General features: G+C 39.0%; 13 protein-coding genes. 7 read left to right on the forward strand and 6 right to left on the reverse strand.

The features are described from left to right. Positions 1 to 73 precede the first annotated feature (73 nt). From LNTAR_RS00210 to LNTAR_RS00225, 4 genes are all read right to left on the reverse strand, one after another. On the reverse strand, positions 74 to 1,702 hold the full coding sequence (locus tag LNTAR_RS00210; protein ID WP_007276578.1) for a sulfatase family protein: 1,629 nt from the start codon (positions 1,700 to 1,702) through the stop codon (positions 74 to 76). Between the two features lie 21 nt (positions 1,703 to 1,723). Continuing rightward, a complete protein-coding gene (locus LNTAR_RS00215) occupies positions 1,724 to 3,280 on the reverse strand; it encodes a sulfatase family protein (protein WP_007276579.1) in 1,557 nt (518 codons plus the stop codon). Beyond that, positions 3,280 to 4,209 carry a ThuA domain-containing protein gene (locus LNTAR_RS00220; RefSeq protein WP_007276580.1) on the reverse strand — a complete coding sequence of 310 codons (930 nt, stop codon included), beginning with the start codon at positions 4,207 to 4,209 and terminating at the stop codon, positions 3,280 to 3,282. Before LNTAR_RS00220 ends, LNTAR_RS00215 begins: the two co-directional genes overlap by 1 nt. 309 nt (positions 4,210 to 4,518) lie before the next feature. Then, a complete protein-coding gene (locus LNTAR_RS00225; RefSeq protein ID WP_007276581.1) occupies positions 4,519 to 6,876 on the reverse strand; it encodes a right-handed parallel beta-helix repeat-containing protein in 2,358 nt (785 codons plus the stop codon). 441 nt (positions 6,877 to 7,317) lie between these two features. On the opposite strand from LNTAR_RS00225, the gene LNTAR_RS00230 reads away from it, so the two are divergent. From LNTAR_RS00230 to LNTAR_RS00240, 3 genes are all read left to right on the forward strand, one after another. Continuing rightward, positions 7,318 to 8,196 carry a DUF1670 domain-containing protein gene (locus LNTAR_RS00230; protein WP_007276582.1) on the forward strand — a complete coding sequence of 293 codons (879 nt, stop codon included), beginning with the start codon at positions 7,318 to 7,320 and terminating at the stop codon, positions 8,194 to 8,196. Continuing rightward, the gene (locus LNTAR_RS00235; RefSeq protein WP_007276583.1) at positions 8,193 to 9,050 is read left to right on the forward strand and encodes a DUF1670 domain-containing protein; all 858 of its coding nucleotides are present in this window, start codon (positions 8,193 to 8,195) and stop codon (positions 9,048 to 9,050) included. Before LNTAR_RS00230 ends, LNTAR_RS00235 begins: the two co-directional genes overlap by 4 nt. Before the next feature lie 97 nt (positions 9,051 to 9,147). Then, positions 9,148 to 10,257, forward strand: coding sequence for a serine hydrolase domain-containing protein (locus LNTAR_RS00240; protein ID WP_238527694.1), 1,110 nt, complete (start codon positions 9,148 to 9,150; stop codon positions 10,255 to 10,257). Positions 10,258 to 10,289: 32 nt separating this feature from the next. Here the strand turns inward: LNTAR_RS00240 and LNTAR_RS00245 are convergent, their stop codons facing one another. Together LNTAR_RS00245 and LNTAR_RS00250 are read right to left on the reverse strand one after the other, a co-directional pair. Beyond that, positions 10,290 to 12,395, reverse strand: coding sequence for a serine/threonine-protein kinase (locus tag LNTAR_RS00245; RefSeq protein WP_007276585.1), 2,106 nt, complete (start codon positions 12,393 to 12,395; stop codon positions 10,290 to 10,292). A 5-nt stretch (positions 12,396 to 12,400) separates the two neighbouring features. Continuing rightward, on the reverse strand, positions 12,401 to 12,988 hold the full coding sequence (locus LNTAR_RS00250) for an RNA polymerase sigma factor (protein WP_007276586.1): 588 nt from the start codon (positions 12,986 to 12,988) through the stop codon (positions 12,401 to 12,403). Positions 12,989 to 13,213: 225 nt separating this feature from the next. Here LNTAR_RS00250 and LNTAR_RS00255 point away from each other — a divergent pair, with 225 nt between their 5' ends. The 4 genes from LNTAR_RS00255 to LNTAR_RS00270 are packed head-to-tail and all read left to right on the forward strand — an operon-like array spanning position 13,214 to position 20,823. Further along, complete coding sequence (locus tag LNTAR_RS00255) at positions 13,214 to 15,382, forward strand: glycoside hydrolase family 2 protein (protein ID WP_202944923.1); 2,169 nt, start codon at positions 13,214 to 13,216, stop codon at positions 15,380 to 15,382. A gap of 30 nt (positions 15,383 to 15,412) precedes the next feature. Further along, positions 15,413 to 16,987: a glycoside hydrolase family 32 protein gene (locus LNTAR_RS00260; RefSeq protein WP_007276588.1), complete on the forward strand. Its 1,575-nt coding sequence runs from the start codon at positions 15,413 to 15,415 to the stop codon at positions 16,985 to 16,987. Positions 16,988 to 16,994: 7 nt separating this feature from the next. Next, positions 16,995 to 19,244 carry a glycoside hydrolase family 32 protein gene (locus tag LNTAR_RS00265; RefSeq protein WP_083799897.1) on the forward strand — a complete coding sequence of 750 codons (2,250 nt, stop codon included), beginning with the start codon at positions 16,995 to 16,997 and terminating at the stop codon, positions 19,242 to 19,244. A gap of 4 nt (positions 19,245 to 19,248) precedes the next feature. Beyond that, positions 19,249 to 20,823: a sialate O-acetylesterase gene (locus tag LNTAR_RS00270; protein ID WP_007276590.1), complete on the forward strand. Its 1,575-nt coding sequence runs from the start codon at positions 19,249 to 19,251 to the stop codon at positions 20,821 to 20,823. The last annotated feature ends 5 nt before the right edge of the window (positions 20,824 to 20,828 follow it).

Below are 20,828 nucleotides of genomic sequence, written 5' to 3' on the forward strand. Positions count from 1 at the left end.
GCTTTTAACTTGCGAAAATAATCAACACTGACTTCTGAGTTAGCAAGATTGAAATACCAGGTTTTATTCATGGTTAATGGGTGAAAAGGTTACGAACGAATTCTGGAAGTCGTCTATCTTTTAATGGAATCATCTCAATCTTTTTATCGTTTTTTAATTTTGGCCCGGGAGTACTACGGCCATCAGCTATTTGTTTTTTAAATAGATTTATCATTTTCTCCACTTGGCGAGGATTTTTAGACGCTAAGTTATTCTTTTCTTCTGGATCTTTTGCTAGATTAAAGAGTTGAACAAAAGGAGCTTTTAGTAGGTCTGTTTGGTGTGGTTTTCCTTTAAATTCTTCAAGAGCTTTCTTCCAAGCTGCATTTGGGGCAGGGTCGTTGCCTTTGCCGTTTTCACTATTTGCAGGAATTCCACTGCCGGGACATAGACAGAGTTTCCATTCCCCATCCCTTATCGCAAATGATGTAACAGATTGCATAATAAGATCCTTTCTATCACCATTACTACTTGGTTTAGTAAGGAGCCTTGCAAAACTGATGGAGTCTGGAGCCTCATCTTCTTGAAGCTTTATATTTGTTAATTCAGCAAAAGTTGCGAATAGATCATTAAACCCTATCAGTTGATTACAAATTTGTCCCTTGGGAGTTTTGCCTGGCCAACTTGCAATGAATGGAACACGCAAGCCACCTTCATATATTGAGAATTTATATCCGCGATAAATACCCGCGGGATAGTGGCCTTGTTGCTCCAATAAAGAAATCTGATTCGGAGTAGCCTTTAGAATGTTTCCAGCATAGGGCGCAGGACCATGATCAGAGGAGAAAATTATTAAAGTGTTTTCATAAAGTCCTTTTTCTTTTAGGGCTTGTTTTACACGAGCAATTGAGTGGTCGACTTCCATGACAAAGTCTCCATAAGGGCCCAACTCACTTTTGCCATTCCATTCCTCACCTGGACAGACAGGCGTATGTGGAGACGTCAGAGCAAGAAACAAAAAGAATGGAGTGTCACTATTTTGTTTTTTTATAAATAATTCTGACTCTCTATAAAATGTCTCTACAACCTTGTTGCTTTCAAAACTTATTTCAGCGGCACCGACGCGGTTGAAAGCACTCCAGCCTTTTAACGCACTTACGTCTCCTTGCCAGTCATTGTCTTTTATAAAAGCATATGGATACATATCAAGTGAACCGGGAAGTATGAAACTATAGTCAAAGCCAAATTGCATCGGTCCATATACAAGGGGCTTTGTATAATCCACATTAGTTAAACCTTGTTTCTTCCCATCTTTAGTGACCATTGTTGTACCAAGGTGCCACTTACCAATATAACCGGTATTATAGCCAGCTTTCTTAAGTACTTTTCCCAGTGTATATTTTTCTGTATTGGGCCTTGGACCACAAAATCCCCACGGACCATTATTGACAGTTGCTCCGAACCTCCAGGGGTAACGACCTGTCATTAAAGCTCTTCGAGTAGGGCCACAAATAGAGGAATTTACATGAAAGTCAGTGAAGCGTACACCTTCAGCAGCTAAGGCATCAATATTGGGAGTATTTATACGACACTTTTCGTCGCCGTAACAATTCGTATCTCCGATCCCCATATCATCGGCTAAAATAAAAACAATATTGGGTTTGTCAGCAGCAAGAGAAAGTGTGACAATGGCGATATAGATTATAGTGAATAAATGTTTCATAAGACAATTCCAGATAAATTTTTAATTGCGTTTTGGCGCACTGCGGCCAGAGGTTTTGAATTCTTCCAGTTTAGCTTTAAGCTGCTGTGCTATTTCGGGATGCTGATAATATAAATTATTCACTTCTTTCGGGTCGGCTTTAAGATTGTACAGTTGTGCAGGTGCGTTGATTTTAGAATTAGTAAGGCCTAGTGCTTTTTTAATTCTTCCACCACTGTAGTTATTTCCTCCTGATCCTGAGTGGTCCAGATATTTCCAGTCTCCATGGCGAATTGAAAGATCAAGGCTGATTGTTTGGTGTAAGGTGAATTCACGTATCGCCTTAGTGGTTTGGCCTAATAATATTGGCAAAATATTAAAACTGTCTTCTGCTGCATTATTCGGTAGACTTGTGTTTACTATTGATGCACACGTTGCCATGATATCCGTCAGGCAGACCGTTTGTTGGCTGACTGAGCTTGAACGTATTTTGCCTGGCCACCAAGCTATCATTGGTACCCTATGTCCACCTTCCCAATTATCTCTTTTGACTCCTCTCCATGGTCTCGCGCCATTGTGTTTATAGCGCTCTCTCATATTGATGGTTGTACCAACTTCCGGGCCATTGTCGCTGCTGATGATAACTAAAGTATTTTCTGCCATTCCAAGAGTTTTAAGTTTCTCTACTAACTTGCCTACAATATAATCAAACTGGTATATGAAATCACCATGAGGGCCAGCTTGTGTTTTTCCTTGAAACTCTTTGGCAGGAAAAGATGGAAGGTGTACAGCTTGCAAAGAATGGAATAAGAAGAATGGCTTAGCGGATTGTTTTTTATGGTGAGAATCCAGGAAGCTCAAGCTCTTTTCTAAAAAAACCATATCAACATTTTCATGTTTAAAATTTGGTGCAAGTAAACCGGCTCTACAATCAAAAGACCAAAAATGCTTCGGAAGTAATGCTTTATCTACTATTTTTGTAGGAGGTACCGGTATGCGGTCTCCATCTATATAGGCATATAGCCAGTCTGAAGTAGGACAGCAAACCGTACCAAAGAAATGATCAAATCCTTGATTAAGGGGACCGTCAGGAATGGGCTTTGAGTAATCGACACGCTTAATTGCTTCGAGTGCTATTTCCTGTTTCTTTAATTTAGGTGTTTTTCGAGGTGGCTCACTAACTTCAATTACATCCCCGTTTTTATCGAGGAAAGACATGCCTATATGCCATTTCCCGAACATTGCGGTTTCATAGCCATTGTTTCTTAGCATTTGAGGAAGAGTTAAGCGATCCTTTGTTATAAGGCATGGGCCACTTACACCGGTAAAGACACCTTTGAAATTTAAGCGAAAAGCCATACGTCCGGTCATTATGCTGTAACGGGAAGGTGTACATACTGTAGATGGACTATGTGCATCGGTGAAGCGCATGCCTTCATTAGCCAATTGGTCTAAATTCGCCGTCTTCACTTTAGCTTCATCATTGTAGCAGGATAAATCACCATATCCCAAATCATCCGCTAATATAAAAAGAATATTAGGTTTTTTGTCAGCTAAAAGTGAAGTGCAAAAAATGAATATTAATAAAATTCGCCGCATTAGTATTTACTTTTTTGAGAACCTAGCCAATGGCAGGCGTTTTCTATAATTTTAATAACATTTGGGTCTTTAAAAACAGGATATGTCTCATGGCCAGGCCTGAAGTAAAACACCTTTCCTTTTCCGACTTTCCATGTCATCCCAGATCTAAACCACTCTCCTTGTGAAAACTCTTCTTTAAAGATAACTTCATCTGGGCGGGGTACATGAAAAGGTTCATTGTACATTTCTGTAGAACTGAGTTTAAAGGTTTTAGGTAAGCCTTTAGCGATAGGGTGCTCAGGTAAAGTGACTGTCATTGTGCTGGGCTTACCATCTGGCCTATACGACGGGAAACAGCAATTCGGCAATGTAGTTACTACTTTGGCAAGATCTTTCCCGCGTTTCAACGCTAGAAAAGATGGCGTTATCGCTGAACCCTTCATAGGTGCACCTTTAAAGGGCATAGGAACAAACTCAAACTCAACAGTTCTTCCTCCTTTTGGCTGAGGAAACAAACGTCTTGCATCCTGCATTGTCCGTTCATTCATGCACTCCATAAATGGAGTCGCCCAATGTGCAGAATGAAGGGCAATGAGATGAAGCTTTCCTGTACGGATTCGCTTCATTAACTTTCTCTTGACGGTTTCAGAACTGATTTCGCCCTGTCTGGCATGCCCCCACCAGATTAAGACCTTAGCCCAGTTTAAATTCTCGGGTGTAAGTCCTTGTTCCGGATCATCCAGTTTTACGGAACGAATCTCTAAATTATTTTTGTTAGTTTTTAATCTTGCGGCGATTTCATTTCCAAGGAAATTTTCGTAAGTTGGCTTTTGAGTCGGTTGCTGTTCATCCCATATTAGAACATTTATTTTTTGGCCCATTACTGGTAGGGTTGTCAACAATATTATAAGAAGCACAATAGTTTTTTTTAAACTTATTTGGTTCATCACACATCCTTGGTTTATATATATATATTGGTAAATGTATTTAAGAAATAATTGTTATTAACAATATGAATTTTTCTTTCTATCCATATACAGGAAGAACTAAAGGATTGGATGAGTGAAATAAAAAATATTAAAATGGTACCTGTTCCCGCTGTCCCATAGGGAGCTTATTTTCATGTGATGAGGTTGTCATTTGAGCGGCACCTTCAATTCACTTAAGTTCCGCTCCTTTTACTGAAATAGGTAGAACGCTTAGAGACAATAGAAGTAATAATATTTGATATCTATTTATCATCTTCATCTTTTATATTATTTTAATAGTGATCTTTCGTCATACGGTCCAATCAGATCGACGGGGATCTGATGCCAGGGTGAAAGGAAGTACTTAATTGAATTCAAACTTTCACCGTGGAAGTCTTCCGGGCCGCGGATATTGGCCACGTTCATCGAGTTGGCAACACCATGCCAGTCACCGGTGCCAAACTGCTGGTTGTCGGCCAGGTAATTGCTGTGCCCCTCTCTATCCATAATATCGCGAACGCGTGGATACTTCTTCTGCCATGCCTCGGACTTCCAGTCTACGGCCTTCAACCTTTGCTGGGTATGCTTGTGATGCTTCATAGTATCCCACATCTCACGCACGCCGGTCCGGCCGCTGACTGCACGGGGCCAATCGATAATGATATTACCTTCGATATAGTTGTCCCAACCTTTGTTTATCTGTACCGCGCCAAAGAACATCCCATAACTTCCTTGACCGCCCATTCTGAAGATGTTCTCACTAATCATGAAACCGCTGACATAATCATCTAGTCTGATGCCTGCGGCGCCCAGCTTATCCTGGTGTTCGGCGATAATGTCATCAAAGAGATTCCAGCGAATAATATTGCCTCGTGCAAGCGGGTTGGCATATATATCTATCGCTCCCTGATCACCAGATTCGTAGACACAGTTACGGAAGGTATTTAACTCTACGAGGGTATCACAAACCTGAAAACTGAGTGCGCTACTTGGAATATCTAAGAAAAGATTATGACGAACTTTGAATGCCATACCATTCAGATTTAAAGCGGGAGTATAGGTTCGATTGATGCGTGACATGCCACTGATTTGGCAATTTTCAATAATAGAATGGCCTGGAGTCAAACTTGTCGAGTCGCCCGACTTTACGATAAGCCCACCACAGCCCATACTTGCTATTTTGCAGGAATGAATGAGTTGCTTAATTCCACCGATGCTCTTGAGTCCATATCCTGAGCAATGTTCAATATTGACTCCTTTGATCAATAGATTGTCACAATCGAGCATAATCATTGCATCACCACGAGTGTAATTGATGTTGAGGTCCCGTATCTGTAGATTGTCACAGTCTTTGGCGATGATTGGCGTGCCGAATGATGAAAGTACACATTGAGTCGGATCAAACCCAGAAGGAGGCAGGTAGTGGATAAGATTATTTTTGCTGTCAAAATGCCACTCTCCAGGTTGATCTAACTCACATAGAGCATTGACTACTTGCCCATCTCCAAGCTTGAATCCAAACGGATGGTCTGGCGGCACAACCGTAATTTTTCCGTCTCGATGTACGCGCTCAAATTTCTGATAGGTATCAGCCCAATGAACACCAAAATAACCGTGTAGCCAAAGATCAGACTCATTGTTCCACCGCTTGAAGTAGGGGTTCGCCTTTTTAGGTTTTTTGTTGATGGGGAGCTTTGTTGTCTTGTCATTAGGCCAGCGTGCTAGGCCTTGTGCTTCACCCTTATAAAATAGTTCAGGGATAGCTAGACTGGTCGTAGTTTTTTGTGATTTGGATGTAACAACTGTACCGGGCCGTTTATCGAATACGCCGCCCATAAGCAGTTCGTGGATTTCATCAGCGCCGTTAGCTTTTATATCACAGGCTAAGACCTTAGTTTTACTTGACTCTGGTAATCTATTCAGTGCCGCTGGAGAAAGCTCCTTACTCCATTTCTTTAGCCTAAGGCCACCGCTTATTATGGCTGGATTTTGGGTGTCAGCGGAACGAATGATCAAGCCAGTATCCTGTTCATTCAACTCAAGAGTTTCTTTCTGAAGGTAAGTGCCTGATGCGAGAACGATCTCAACTGATTTTCCTTTAGACTTAGCTTTGCGTGCCGCAATTAGTGCATCGCCCAGATTATCAATTTTTCCATTGAGGGAAACATCAATTGTTACATCAACCTTCGGTAACAACGGAATAGCAGTTCTCTGATGTCCATGGTTATTTTTCCCTTCAATTTCTGCAATCATCTCCTTAGCTGCCAGAGCGTGATGTTCCGGGACATAGGTTAGCTGATCTAAGTGTTTGAGAACTTTCATCCGGTCAGCCTGACGCGTTGTATAGGCCAATCGCAAAATTATCAAGGAACGGAAAGGCTCATATTTTCCAGGAATTTGATCTAGTAAGTCACGGTAAGTTTCTTGAGCCTGATCTCTTGAGTTTGAGAAAAGAGCATCGGCAGCTTTAAGCTGATCTTTAAAATTATCATTCGCGGTGGCCAAGGAAATATTTCCGAATAATAATAGCAGGATTATAGAGATGTTTTTCTTCATGTTTTTCTGCTGTTTTAGAGGTTTAATATCAGTGAAATGAATCCAGCACTTTAGAAGTTTTGGGGTGAATTCAGTTAAAACTGGCTTCATTAATGATGAACACTTCAACTTTTAATTCCCATATACAGATAGAATTAAGGTATTGGATGAGTGAAATAAAAAAATATAGAAGGTTATACTTCCCCTGTACTTGTTCCGAGTTGCTTTATTAGCGTAACTTGATAAGGATTATTTTGTAAGCCAAGACATATTTAAAATATGTCAAGAAATGATTTTGAGTCATTAATGTTTTCTGCTTATATCAGAAATGGCGGTATCCAATTCTATTTAAAAAACGGTATATGGACATGATGACTAGAAATTTAATATAATTAAAGGAGTGCGTTTATGAGATATAAAAAAATAAAAAATACGAGTTTAGCTTATTTACGATTCAGTCATTTGTCCGGTAAGTATCACTAGATACTAAAAAAGTGTAGTGTCCCCTTATAAATTGTTCTACCAAAAGCAAAAAATAAGGAGCACTACACCATGAGTATACAAATAGCGAACTCTCAAGAAAATCAAAGTCGTCGCCTGTCTTTAAAAACAATGAATCAGCAAATGAGTCACTTGGCGGTTCATGGAGCGGGCCTAAGTCCTTGGGAAGCCAAAGAACTGGTTCGCATGATAGATGAGGTCTATTTTTCCTACAGCCAAAAGGAACTGAAAGAAGGTCAACTCAAGTACAACTGCGTCTCGGCCAAGGAAGGTGCAGGTAAGGCACTCAAAGACTGTGAAATGATAAGCGTCACTCTAAGTGTATTCAGTGATTTTGACGAAGAAGAGTTGCCCAATAGAAAAAATAAACAACGGCAAGTTGTTCGCCGTCAGCGCAGATTAATACGTTTGAGCGAAGAGGCCCGCGATCAAGGAGGTCTATTAAGCCAGGAGGATTTGGCCAAGCTGTTGATGTGTGATACAAAAACGATCCGACGTGATGTCAAACACTTACAAGAGGAAGGTATTGTCATTCCGACGCGTGGCCAACAAAAAGATATTGGTCCTGGAGTTACACACCGTGAATTGGTCATTCGTCATTGGGTGGAAGGCAAAGAAGAAGTTGAAGTTGCGAGTGCTACAAAACATTCGATGGGCGCCGTTGAGAGTTACCTTCAAAAGTTTAAAGTTGCGGTTTACTTACGGGTAGGGAAGAGCTTCACTGACCATGAAATCGCGGTAGTTGCAGGAATCTCACAACGCGGCGTGAAGACATTCCTTAAGATTTACGACGAGTTTAAGAATAAAGATATGTTCAAACATCGTCTGGATGAAATCCTGCTTACAGGAGATGAATACTATAAGGAAGTTGGCGAAAAAAAAGACTCACTACTGTCGAATCTATCAAATCCCGTATGGAGCAGAGCATGAAGACGCATATTTCAGCGAATGAAGCAACTTACGGACCACAACAATATAAAACTTTTGCTGGAGCTTTAACAGCTTTTTTCTCTGAGGAGTGTCCGCAACTGGGAGGAATGAGGACTCGGCAAGTTTTGAGCTCAGCTATTATCTCTATGGTCAATAAATACTACCCTGAAACTTCTCATTTAAAACCGGGTCAGACGCCATGGGTGACCACTGATAAAAATGCGACTAAATCATACGGAAAAAAGATCAGTCAAACACCTTTAGTGAGTATTATCCTAGATTTAGTACGAGCAGAAGATATTCAAGAGCGCAAAGACGGTAAGAAGCTCAGAGACATGAAAAAGGAAGCTGTTGCAAGGATGCTTAAACAAAGTTATGAGCAAGGTGGCTGTATGACCTCGGTTGAATTAGCCATTCTTTTAAAGATCTCTCCACCAACTGTGGGTAAGTATATTAAAGAATGGGAACTGGAACACAATGAGGTTTTACCTAGAAGAGGTTCAATACATGATATGGGGCCAACTCTCACGCACAAAAAAATCATAATAGAAAAACTTTTCATAAAGAAACTCAGCGTTCAACAAGTAAGTCGTGAGACTTATCATTCATTCCAGGCTATCCAGCGTTATATCAGCAAATTTAAACAGGTTCTTATCTGTTACAAAAAGGATATGAATATCAATGAAATCGCCAAAGTTGTTGGAAACACGCCACGACTGATAAAAGAATACGAAGCCATTATTTTAGAGTACAAGGACCGCGGGTTTGTCTTAGAGCAAATCATCAATACGGACGCAAAGGTGGACTCACAATACGAAACCATCATCAATGACTTGAACTCTCAGAAAAACTAAATATCTGTACGTAAGGGGACAATTACACCTCACGGACAAATGACCTTATTTAACATTAGTAAGCTTAGGACTCTCTCTTAGTGCAGTTGATGATGGTTTGGCACCTGAAGTTGTTGACCTTAATGCGAAAGATGTTTCAATGGAATGGGAGCAAAATATCCCTTACCTTGAGCACCCATATTTTAGTTCTCGGCCGATAAAAAAGGGGGATGATATTTTTGTTGGTGAACTGGGATTTGAAGGTGAGAATAAGCAGTTAATTGAATCATTTTCTAGAGCGATAGCCAAAGAATCATTTGCTGAGGGAAAGAGTAAAACCGATAGCTTGTTAATTAGTTATAAGGGGAAGCTGGTATTCGAGTCATACTATAGGCGTGGTCGTCAAAATGTGCCTCATTTTCAGATGTCGATAACCAAGTCTTATACCGCATTTGCACTTGGTCGTGCTATTCAGTTAGGCTATTTAAGTATGGATGACCTAAATAAGCCCGTAGTGAGTTTTTTAACAAAGCTTGATCCCCTAAAGTTATGTGCGGGTGCAGAGAAAATTACTCTGGCAGAAGCTTTGAACATGACTTCAGGAATTAAACTTATAAATGATAAAATGAAGAACTATAAGACGCACCCAGAACGACTTAAAGGGCAACTGCAAGCACAGGCTTATTTGGCATGCAGTGAACAAATCCCTGCAGCCCCTAGGAAATTTTCCTATCAGCCTGCAGATCCTGCTTTAATTATGCAAGTTTTAGAATCGGTCGTGCCAGGTACAGCCAAAGACTTTATCGAGCGAGAGCTAATGGGGAAGATGGGGATTATAAACTACTCATGGCAGTTAGATACGAGTGGTCTACCAAAATCTGCGGCTGGCTCCAGCTTTACTTCTCGTGATATGATAAAAGTAGGGACGATGGTGCTTCAAAACGGTAAATGGAAAGGAGAGCAATTGATTCCCAAAAAGTTTATTAAACGTGCTTTTAGTCCAATTACACTAAGTTATGGCTCAAATTTCTATGGCTATTTCTGTTGGTACCAAGATATTAGAGTAGGGGATCTAATTATCCCTTGTTTTCAGTTAAGAGGCGCTCTCGGGCAATATACTTTTATTTTCCCCAAACAAGAACTCGTGGTGGTCTCGACGGGACATGGAGCTATGGGACCAATGTTGGGGGATATATCTCAAAAAATATTACCCGCTTTTATACAGTAAGCAGAGCATAAAAGTCTATTTAGAAGTAAAAGTCAGTTCTGAATGATTTTTACTTTTGGGGGCACGCTTTCCAGAGCTTCTTTTGAGAATTGCCCTTTATGAATTACTAGTTCTTCTAATAAGTTAAGTTTATTCAATGGACTTAAGTATTGCACTGAGGTATGGCGAATGTTTAACTTAGTTAAACGTCTAGGGAGATTGCTAAGCTGGTTTACCGTTGTGTGGGATATATCAAGAGTATGAATTTTTGATAGATATTCAAAGCCTACTTCAGTTAAGGCTGAATGACTGGCATCGACCTCTAGCAGAGGCATGCCTATAAATGAAGAAACATCAGATAGCTTGGTATGAGATATATTGATTCGAGTCGCGGGGAAGTTTCTTAGGCACTTAGCCCAGACCATTTCCTTATTATTAGAGATATCAAGATAAGTCTGCTCAGGATTATAGTTAAAGTTTAATGCAGTCAATTTAGGGTTAAATATCTCGAGGAGTTTTTGAGTGTATTTTAATCGTAGTTTAAGTGGGCTATTTTTTTTGAAAAAAGAATAAGAAAAACCATCTAGAATAAAAGAATGATTTGAGTTGTACTTAGTATAAAGATTGCGGATTATCTCCAACTTAATATTATCAGTGAGTGATTCTTCCTGATTTAGGTGTGTATGGGCTATTTGGTAATACTTTTCAATAATACCATGACCCTTTAAACTACTGTCATTGAAACCCTGTTGCTGTAAAAAGCTCAATGCATTAGTGAACTGAAATTGACTGACTAAAAGTCCTGCTTTAATTTCGATCGCTTGCATATTTTTAGGGTTAAGGATTAAGGCCATATTTATATTACTCTCAGCTGAATCAATCTCAGATTGATTCCACGCTTTAATACTTTTATTAATAAATTGAGGTGCAGAAGTTTTACCCCTGCGCTCACTTTCTATTTTTTCTAAACGGAACTTATCTGCCAAGTCGTGAGCTCTGCGCTCTGATTCATGTGCAGTGATGCTGGCATGTTCTGCTTTGTTTTTAGCGATATTAATATTTTTAATAAAGAAGGAAGTTAATAAGATTAACAAAACTACAGAGCTTGCAAATATACTAGTTATTTTTTTATTTCTTTTGATAAGCAGCGTCAAGGCTTTTAAGAGAGTGGAGTCGTCGATACTAGTTAAGTAACCATCTTGATAAGCTTCTATGTCATTTTTAAGGGCATCTACACTAGAGTAGCGGTTCTTGGGATCTTTGTTCATAGCTTTTAAACAGATGGCTTCAAGTCTTGGAGGGACAATGGTTATTTCTGATGGTTTTTTAAACTGCCCATTTGCAGTGTTTTTAAGAAGAGTTTTAATTTCTCCTTTAAAAGGTATGTCTCCACAAAGAATGACATAGAGGGTGACTCCCAGTGAGTATATGTCAGTCCTGGTGCCATTATCAAAACAGGTAAGACCAGTCTGTTCTGGTGCCATAAAGCCTGGGGTTCCCTTTATCTTCCCATGAAGAGTCATGTTATTGAGTATATCTGAATCACTGATTGGATCCTTAGAGAAGCTTTGATCATCAATTATTTTACCAAGCCCCCAGTCGCAGACTATGACTTCACCAAATTCACCAACTTGAATATTGTCAGGCTTTAAATCTAGGTGAATTACTCCTCTTGAATGAGCGTAAGCAACGGCGTCACAAACCTTTACGAAAATAACTAATAATTCAGCTAAACTAGACTGCTTTTTTTTAAGTTGAGAGCCAAGATTTTCACCATTCTTTAAGTCCATGGTGAAGAAAGGCCTGCTAAATTCATTAAGGCCTATCTCATGGATTTTTATGATGTTTGGGTGATCTAATTTTGCTGTTAACCTTGCTTCTCTTAAAAAAGGCTCAAACATTTTTTTAGGTGCTGTATCATGTAATTTAGCCATTGCAATAATACGATCTGCATGTTGATCATAAACAGAGTAAATAGTTTTCATGCCACCACGAGCTATTTCAGTAAAATCTTTATATTTAGAGGAGCACTCTAACTCATCATAGATTAATTCTGTATCGGGGATATTTTCTTTTTCGAAAAAAACTCTTAGTCTAGGGTCAGCATTTATGAGTGCTTTTTGAGCAGCATCTTGTGTTTCTTTTTGCGCCTTTCTCATTGTGATTAAAACTCTGTTTGATTTCGAATGAAGTTTATTTCTTCATGTAATCGTTTTATGAAACGAGTTTTCATTTTGTAGACGCTATCAGTACTAATCTCCAATTTTTCAGAAATAACATCAACTGATATATTCTCAAGACTCATGCTAAAAACTTTAAATGCATTGTCTGAAAATAAAGGTTTTACTTTTTCCAGTGCCAAGGAGGATGCATAGGTTTCCCACTCGGCTTGAATATGTAATTCTAGATCGTTCTGTGAGTCTGTTTCAAGTAGTAGGCTACCTTCGGGAGCTAGCAATAGCTTTTTTCTATCACTCTTTTCTAAATGATTAATAACAGTATTACGAATAACTGTACTAAGCCATGTACGAAATTTAGCTTTTTTATGGTCATAGCTTTGTAGATTTTTCCATAATTTTATGAGGATATCTTGACGTAAATCATCACTCTCCCTTAAATCAAAAAGTAAACGATTAAGAACCATTTGAATGAAACTGTCATAATAGGTTACAAAATCTTCCCAAGCCTGCTCGTCATTTGGATCATTGGCCCTGAGTAGTAGCGTATGTCTAGTGTGATAATTATTTTTCATAAAAAAAACTATAATGACCTAAGTCTAAATGCAAACTAAAAGTTAACTCAATGATAGCCTTTTGTGACACTAGGCGTCCAATACAAAAAAAATACCTGTATATAGAATTATAACGTAACTAAAAAGAGAGATTAAAATATGAAAATCACTAATTACAGCTTGTTTCTCTTGGTGCTATTTAGTATTACTAGCTATGCAGGATGGAAGCCTGTAGAAGGTAGACTGATGACTGAATGGGCCAAGGAAGTGAATCCTAAGATGCCTTTGCCTGAATACCCAAGGCCACAAATGGTTAGAGAAAAATGGATAAATTTGAATGGGCTTTGGGATTATGCTATTACTAGTAAACAGCAAAAATCTATACCTAAAAAATTTGACGGGCAGATTTTAGTCCCTTTTTGTATAGAATCTGCACTTTCTGGCGTCAAGAAAAAGTTTACGACTAATGACCGCCTTTGGTACTCACGTTCATTTGTGGCGCCTAAATTAAACGGTGAAAGACTTATTCTGAATTTTGGTGCTGTTGATTACGAAACAACTGTATATATCAACGGCAAGGAAATCGGTTATCATAAAGGTGGTTACGATGCGTTCTCTTTCGATATCACTGATGCTCTTAGCGAAAATGATAATAAGTTAATCGTATCTGTAACGGATGATATGTCTGGCCCGAAAGGCAAACAGAGTGTTAATGCTTTTGATGATCCAAAATTTATTTTCTATACGGCGACTTCTGGGATATGGCAGACTGTTTGGTTAGAAAGTGTACCAGTAGAACACATATCAAAATTTAAAATCACCCCAGATATTGATAAGGGGACTGTCTCAGTAATTGTTCAGGGTTCTGAAGGGGAAGCTCGTATTAAGGTCTTAGATCAAGGTAAAGTAGTAAATAGCGTTGATGGTTTTATGGGAGAAGAAATAGTAATTAATATTGCAGATGTAAAACTTTGGTCACCCGACTCTCCATTTCTTTATGATCTTGAAATTACTTATGGAGATGATGTCGTAAAGAGTTATTTTGGGATGAGGAAGTTTTCCAAGGGAAAAGATGAGGAAGGTCACCTAAGACCGATGCTCAATAATAAACCTATCTTTATGAGTGGACCTCTTGATCAAGGTTATTGGCCAGATGGCATTTATACTGCACCAACAGATGAAGCCTTGAAGTTTGACCTAGAAATTACCAAGAAACTTGGTTTTAATACAACTCGAAAGCACGTAAAGGTCGAGCCTGCTCGTTGGTATTATTGGGCAGATAAATTGGGGCTTCTTGTATGGCAGGATATGCCAAACGGTTCTGCGGGTGTAGACGCGCGAGGTTTTAGAGATGGTGTAGCAAAGTCAAAAGTACTTGCCGATCAATTTGAATTAGAAATGATTGAAATGATTGATGAACATTATAATAATCCTTCAGTAGTAGTGTGGGTGATCTTCAATGAAGCTTGGGGACAATACGATACACCGCGTCTGACGGACTTAGCAAGGAAGCAAGATTCGACTCGCCTACTTGTTAGTGGTAGTGGGTGGTTTCTACCTAAAGACTGCGGAGATATTATTGATAGACACGCTTATAAAAAGGCAGTGCCTGTGTCTCCAGATAAAAATCGGATTGGAACTTTAGGCGAATTCGGGGGCCTTGGTTATGTAGTGCCAGGACATCTATGGATACCTAATCAAACGACATCATCTGTCTATGGTACATGTACTGATCAACGTCACTATGAAACACTCTATTTAGATCTATGGCGCGATGTTTTTAAAGCTGATAAACAAGTTGGTATGTCCGCCGCAATTTACACACAATTAACTGACGTAGAGGCTGAAGTCAATGGCTTAATTACTTATGACCGGAAAATAATTAAATCGGATGTTGAGCTGTTTCGCAAAGCAGTACAGGAAAGGTCTCTTCCCTCCAAGCCAAAAGTGAATATGCTACTACCGACATCTAGAGATATGGCTCAAGAATGGTTTTACACAACAGATAAACCCAGCGAAGACTGGATTCTACCTGAGATGGACTTTACTATGTGGAAAAAAGGGAAGGGAGTTTTCGGTCATAAAGTCCATAGAAATCCCGCGATTGAAATAGGGACGGAATGGAAAAAGATGGATCTTTGGGTCGCTAGAAAATTTGAATTAAATGAAAAGCTTCAAAGACCAGTTCTCCGTATTGCTTATGATGATAATGCAACAGTCTACATAAATGGAGTCAAAGCATTTGTACTTAAAAGTGGTAATAACACCAGGTATATAGATTTGCCATTTCCTGCTAATGCCATAGAGGCCTTGAAAGTAGGAAAGAATATTATTTCTATTCATGTGGATAATGCGAAAGGTAATTTCAGTCAATATATCGATGCTGGAATAGGTGATGAAACTCTTGAATGGTAAAAACAGAACGATAAACAGGATGGTTTTAATATGAAATTCAATCATTTTTTTGGAGCGCTATTATTTCTTTCTATGTCATGCTTTAGCTTATTTGGACAAGCACAGAAAAAGCTGCTGACTCAGGATGTTTTTGATTCAAAGTGGCGTACTTTTCAGTCTTATGAAGATACCGATTACAAGCAAAAAATGCGTCCTCAGTTTCATTTTACATCTAAGAAAAATTGGCTTAATGACCCCAATGGCTTAGTCTACCTTGATGGTGAATGGCACATGTTTTTTCAACATAATTCATTGAGAAATGGTGATGGAGGGAAAGTATGGGGCCATGCAGTAAGTGAGGATTTGATTTCGTGGAGGCAACTCCCACATGCGATTTTACCTTATAAAAATACTAAAGGAAAATCTGGGGTTATTTGGTCTGGCAGTGCTGTGGTTGATCATAATAATAGCCTTAAGAAGCAAGTAGGTAAGACTCAAACTCTCGTCGCTTTTTTTACTCATACAACAAGTCCAATGCAACAGTGTGCAGCTTATAGTACTGACAAAGGTAGAACTTTTACTTTAATTAATGGTGGTGATCCAGTTGTGCCTAACCAGGGGGTTTGGAAAGGAGAGAGAGATCCTAAAGTTTTTTGGCATGAAAAAACTCAGAAATGGGTTATGGCCGTCATTATTGCAGGACCAGACAAATTAATACGCATATGGAATTCAGACAATTTAGTAAACTGGAAAAGAGTGGGGGATTTTAGCCGTGACTTTGTTGAATGCTTTGATATGTATGAGCTTGCCGTAGACGGGAATCCTCAAAAGAAAAAGTGGGTATGCAATGATGCCGCCTTCTACTACCAGATAGGAAGCTTTGATGGAACTAATTTCTCAAGTGATAATAAAATGCTCTCAGGAGACTGGGGCGGTCGACGCTTTTTTAAAGCTTTCTATGCAGGTCAAACATTTAACAACAGTCCAGATGGTAAAGTCTACCAAATAGCCTGGATGAAAGATGCCAGCAAGAAAAATCTGTTTAAACGTTTTGGTTTACCTTTTACTCAACAAATGAGTTTCCCTTGTGAACTAAGTTTAAAATCCACTGCAGAAGGCGAGCGTCTTTTTCGCTGGCCCGTTGATCAAATAAAGAAACTCTATGCAAAATCACATTTATTAGAGGACATTTCTTCGCTTAGCAAAGTTAATTCAGAGCTTAATAAGATAAGTGCAGACCTCCTAGATGTATCAATAAGCTTTGAGCCAAAAGAAAATGAAATAATGACCTTTACTGTAAGAGGTCTTGAAATTGTATATGGTAATAAAACAAGGTTTCCAGATAAGGGGGGCAAAATGGTGGAGGTTAAAAGCATAGAGTTTAGAAATATGGAAAATGATAATGAGACAATAAAAATACCCGCACCTACAATTCATGGTCAAGTTAACTTACGTATCCTACTTGATCGTATGTCTATAGAATTATTCGTGAATAAAGGAGCATATGCAGCCGCGAGCTATTGCCTACCCAAAACTGATAAAATTTCAATTAAGAGTTCGAATGGAGAGCGTGTGAAAATCAATTCTATTTTAATTAATGAATTAAATTCAATCTGGAGAAACTAGAAATAAAATGGAACTGCTTCACTATACCTTTACCCTTATGGTTCATACTATTGGAAAATCCTTAGTTGAGAAATCTTCTAATATGTTTCAGGTACTTGTGGTACTTTGTGTAGTGGTCTGTTGCAATCTCACCAGTGCCTTCGCTCAAGAAGCCGACATACTCATTGCAGACTTTGAAGAGAGTAGTTTTAGCAAGTGGCAACAAGAAGGATATGCGTTCAGAAAGGGACCAGCCAATATAAAGTATAAAAACACATACAAAATTAAAGGTTTTCGGGGTAAGGGTTTTGCAAGTTCTTATATGGATAAAAGCTTGAAGCATGTGGGCAGCCTAAAGAGTCCTGAATTTCTTGTTGAACGAGACTACATAAATTTACTTCTTGGGGGTTCTCCATTTGTGAATGATGCTGGAGTAAAACTTCTAGTTGACGGAAAAGAAGTTCTGAGCATAGCGGCAGTTAAAGGGTATAATCTTAACGAAACTAGTATTCCGGTCAAAAAATATAAAGGACAAAAAGCCCAAATACTAATCTACGATAAAAGCCCTGGCTATTGGGGACTTATTCTTGTAGACCATATTGTTCAAAGCAATAAGAAAATTGGCTATGAGCCCTTGGTGCTACCGATAAATATTACTGAGAAATTATTGATTTTTCCTGTGGCTAAATTTGGTACTGCTAGACAAATGGACATTAAAGTCGATGATGTAATAATTCATTCGATATCAGTTTGTTTGGCGATGAAAGATGAGGATGTCGCTTGGTGGGGATACCTAGATATGAGCGATATGATTGGCAAAAAAGCAATTATTGCCCTTGAGGCAAAAGTTAATAGTAATATTCAAAAAATGATTCAGTGTTCTGCCGAACCCCGCTTATTACAGCTGCAACATTTCGATAAATTCCGACCTCAATTTCACTTCTCACAACTTCAAGGGTGGAATAATGATCCCAATGGTATGGTCTACTACGACGGGAAATACCATCTTTTTTGGCAATGTAATCCTCTTGGGACAAGCTGGGGGAATATGTATTGGGGGCATGCATCAAGTCCTGATTTGATTGAATGGACGGAACATAAGCGTGCCTTACGTTCTGGAGGTGGCAAAGGGCTTCCATTAAATATGCGTCATGATTCGATGGCAACGGGGGCGTGTTTTTCCGGAAGTGGAAATATTGATCATAATAACTCACTCGGTTTAAATACGGCAGAGAAGAAAACTTTACTGCTCTTTAATTCAGATATGAACGCCGGTATCGCAATCTTTTCTTCTCAAGATGGAATCAACTTTAAACGTTGGATGAAACAATACCCCCTCGGACTTAGTGGGCGTGATGCAAAGGTGGTTTATCATAAACCTACTCAGCAATGGATTGCAGTGAGTTGCCTTGATAATAAGCAGCATGGTAAGCATTATCCCATTTTTACTAGCAAGGATTTACAAAGTTGGGAATTAAAACAAAATTTTCTAGATATGCACGAATGCCCTGAGTTTTTAGAGTTAGCCATAGATGGCGACAAGAATAATAAAAAATGGGTTTTAATGGAGGCTAATGGTAAATATTTTGTAGGAGATTTTAATGGGGAGAAATTTATTCCAGACACTAAGGAGAAGCAGACTACAATAATTTCAGGAAGCTGTTATGCCGGACAATGTTTCAGTAATACTCCCGATGGCCGTGCTGTGTATATTGCTTGGGCAGGATTTGATACTGATAATACAGTTTTTAATCAAGGCTTTACAATTCCAATGGACTTATGCCTGAAAACTGTTGATGGTGGCAAGGTTCATTTATATGCTAATCCTGTATATGAAATAAAAAAACTCCGCAGAAAAATAGAAATTGATACGAGTACAATAGAACTTAATAAGAATGTAAAGGTGTACGCTCTAGCTCTAGCTGGAGACCTTTATGATATTTGTCTGAGTATAGAAAAAAAAGGTTCACCAAAAAGTTTCTCACTAAAGATTCAAAATATGGAAATGACCTATGATTTTGAATCACAGCGTTTTGATGATCATCATGTTCCTATGAAAGGTGGTAAAGTTACCCTTAGGATTCTAGTAGATCGCCCCACAATTGAGTTCTTTATGGCTGATGGTTATGCATATAAATTACATGAAAGAAAAAACCTTTCTGGTAGTCACTTAAACAAAATTACTTTTAGTGCAGAAGTTTCAGGGACTGATAAAGTCCTAATAAATAACTTTAAAGTGTATCCAATGAAATCAATTTTGAAAAAGAATGGAGAATAAAAAGATGCAGACAAAACGTAAAACATCTCTATTATCACTCTTGCTGGTGTTTATGACTGCATCACTCCAAGCAGAAGTTAAAACCCCAGCTTTCTTTAATGACCATATGGTTCTCCAAAGAAATATTTCTGTTCCTATATGGGGTTGGGCTAGTCCTGGTGAATTGATAAATGTAAGTTTTGGGGATCAAAGTATAAGTACCAAGGCTGACAAAGATGGTAAGTGGCTGCTTAAGCTTAAGCCTATGGAGGCCAATCTAGAAGGGCAGACACTTACAATTGCCAATCACTCTATTAAAAATGTCTTAGTAGGGGAAGTTTGGATTTGTTCTGGCCAGTCCAATATGCAGTGGCGCCTTAGCGGTGCATTCAATTCTAAAGAAGAAATAGCGGCGGCCAAATTCCCCGCCATTAGACAACTAAACCTAACAAGAACGGCGGCCAACCTTCCACGTACGGATGTTAAAGGTGAATGGACTGTCTGCTCTCCAGAAACAGCCAAAGATTATACCGCTGTCGGCTACTTTTTTGCTCGTTCTCTTTATAAAAGTCTAAAGATTCCTATTGGTATTATTGATGCAAGCTGGGGTGGAACCGGAATTGAACCCTGGATACCTGAACTTGGTTTTAATATGGTTGCAGAACTGGAAAAAGATAAAATAGAACTCCATAAAATTTTACCTGTGAATGATAAGAATAAACAGAAATGGAATGACTATTTAGATGAATTAGAAAGTTGGCTACCTGGAGCTGAAAAACGTGTTTCTCAGGGAAGCCTCCCACTTAATATGCCGGACCGACCAGATAGTGGAATGCCAGTTACACATCACGGCATGACTAAAATATTCAATTCCATGATACACCCAATTATTCCCTATGGTGTTCGGGGAGTGGTATGGTATCAGGGCGAGTCAAGTTGGGGCCAGGGTGATTATTACTTCTTTAAGAAAAAAGCCTTGATCGAGAGTTGGCGTGAACTTTGGGGACAAGGAGAATTCCCCTTTTACACAGTACAATTAGCTAATCTTCATAAATTTAATGAAAAAGCGGAAGGGGGGGATGGTTATGCAAAAATTCGTGAAGCTCAAAAGCGTTCCTTAGAACTTCCTAACACAGGACTTGCAGTCACGTACGATATTGGCAACCCCGTCAATATTCACCCTAAAAATAAACAGGATGTGGGCAAGCGTCTCTCATTGTGGGCACTTGCCAAAGAATATGGAAGAAAGGAACTTGTCTATAGTGGACCTCTCTTCAAAAAGCTCCATAATAGCGGGGCTGAAGCGATTGTTCATTTTAGCCATATAGGTAGTGGTCTTATGGTGGGTGAGAAAAAGGGGCTAGAACCTGTAAAGAAAACATCAACAGCTCTTAAAGGTTTTGCGATAGCCGGTGAAGATCAAAAATGGTATTGGGCAAATGCTAGAATCAGTGCAGATGGGAAATCAGTAATCGTCAGTTCCGATAAAGTCAAAAAAGTTATGGCGGTTCGCTATGCTTACCGATGGAACCCAATTCACAGCAACCTTTATAACCGTGAAGGCCTCCCCGCAGCGCCTTTTAAATCGGATAATTGGTAAGGAAA

It is taken from the genome of Lentisphaera araneosa HTCC2155 (genome assembly GCF_000170755.1).
Classification (GTDB): Bacteria; Verrucomicrobiota; Lentisphaeria; order Lentisphaerales; family Lentisphaeraceae; genus Lentisphaera; species Lentisphaera araneosa.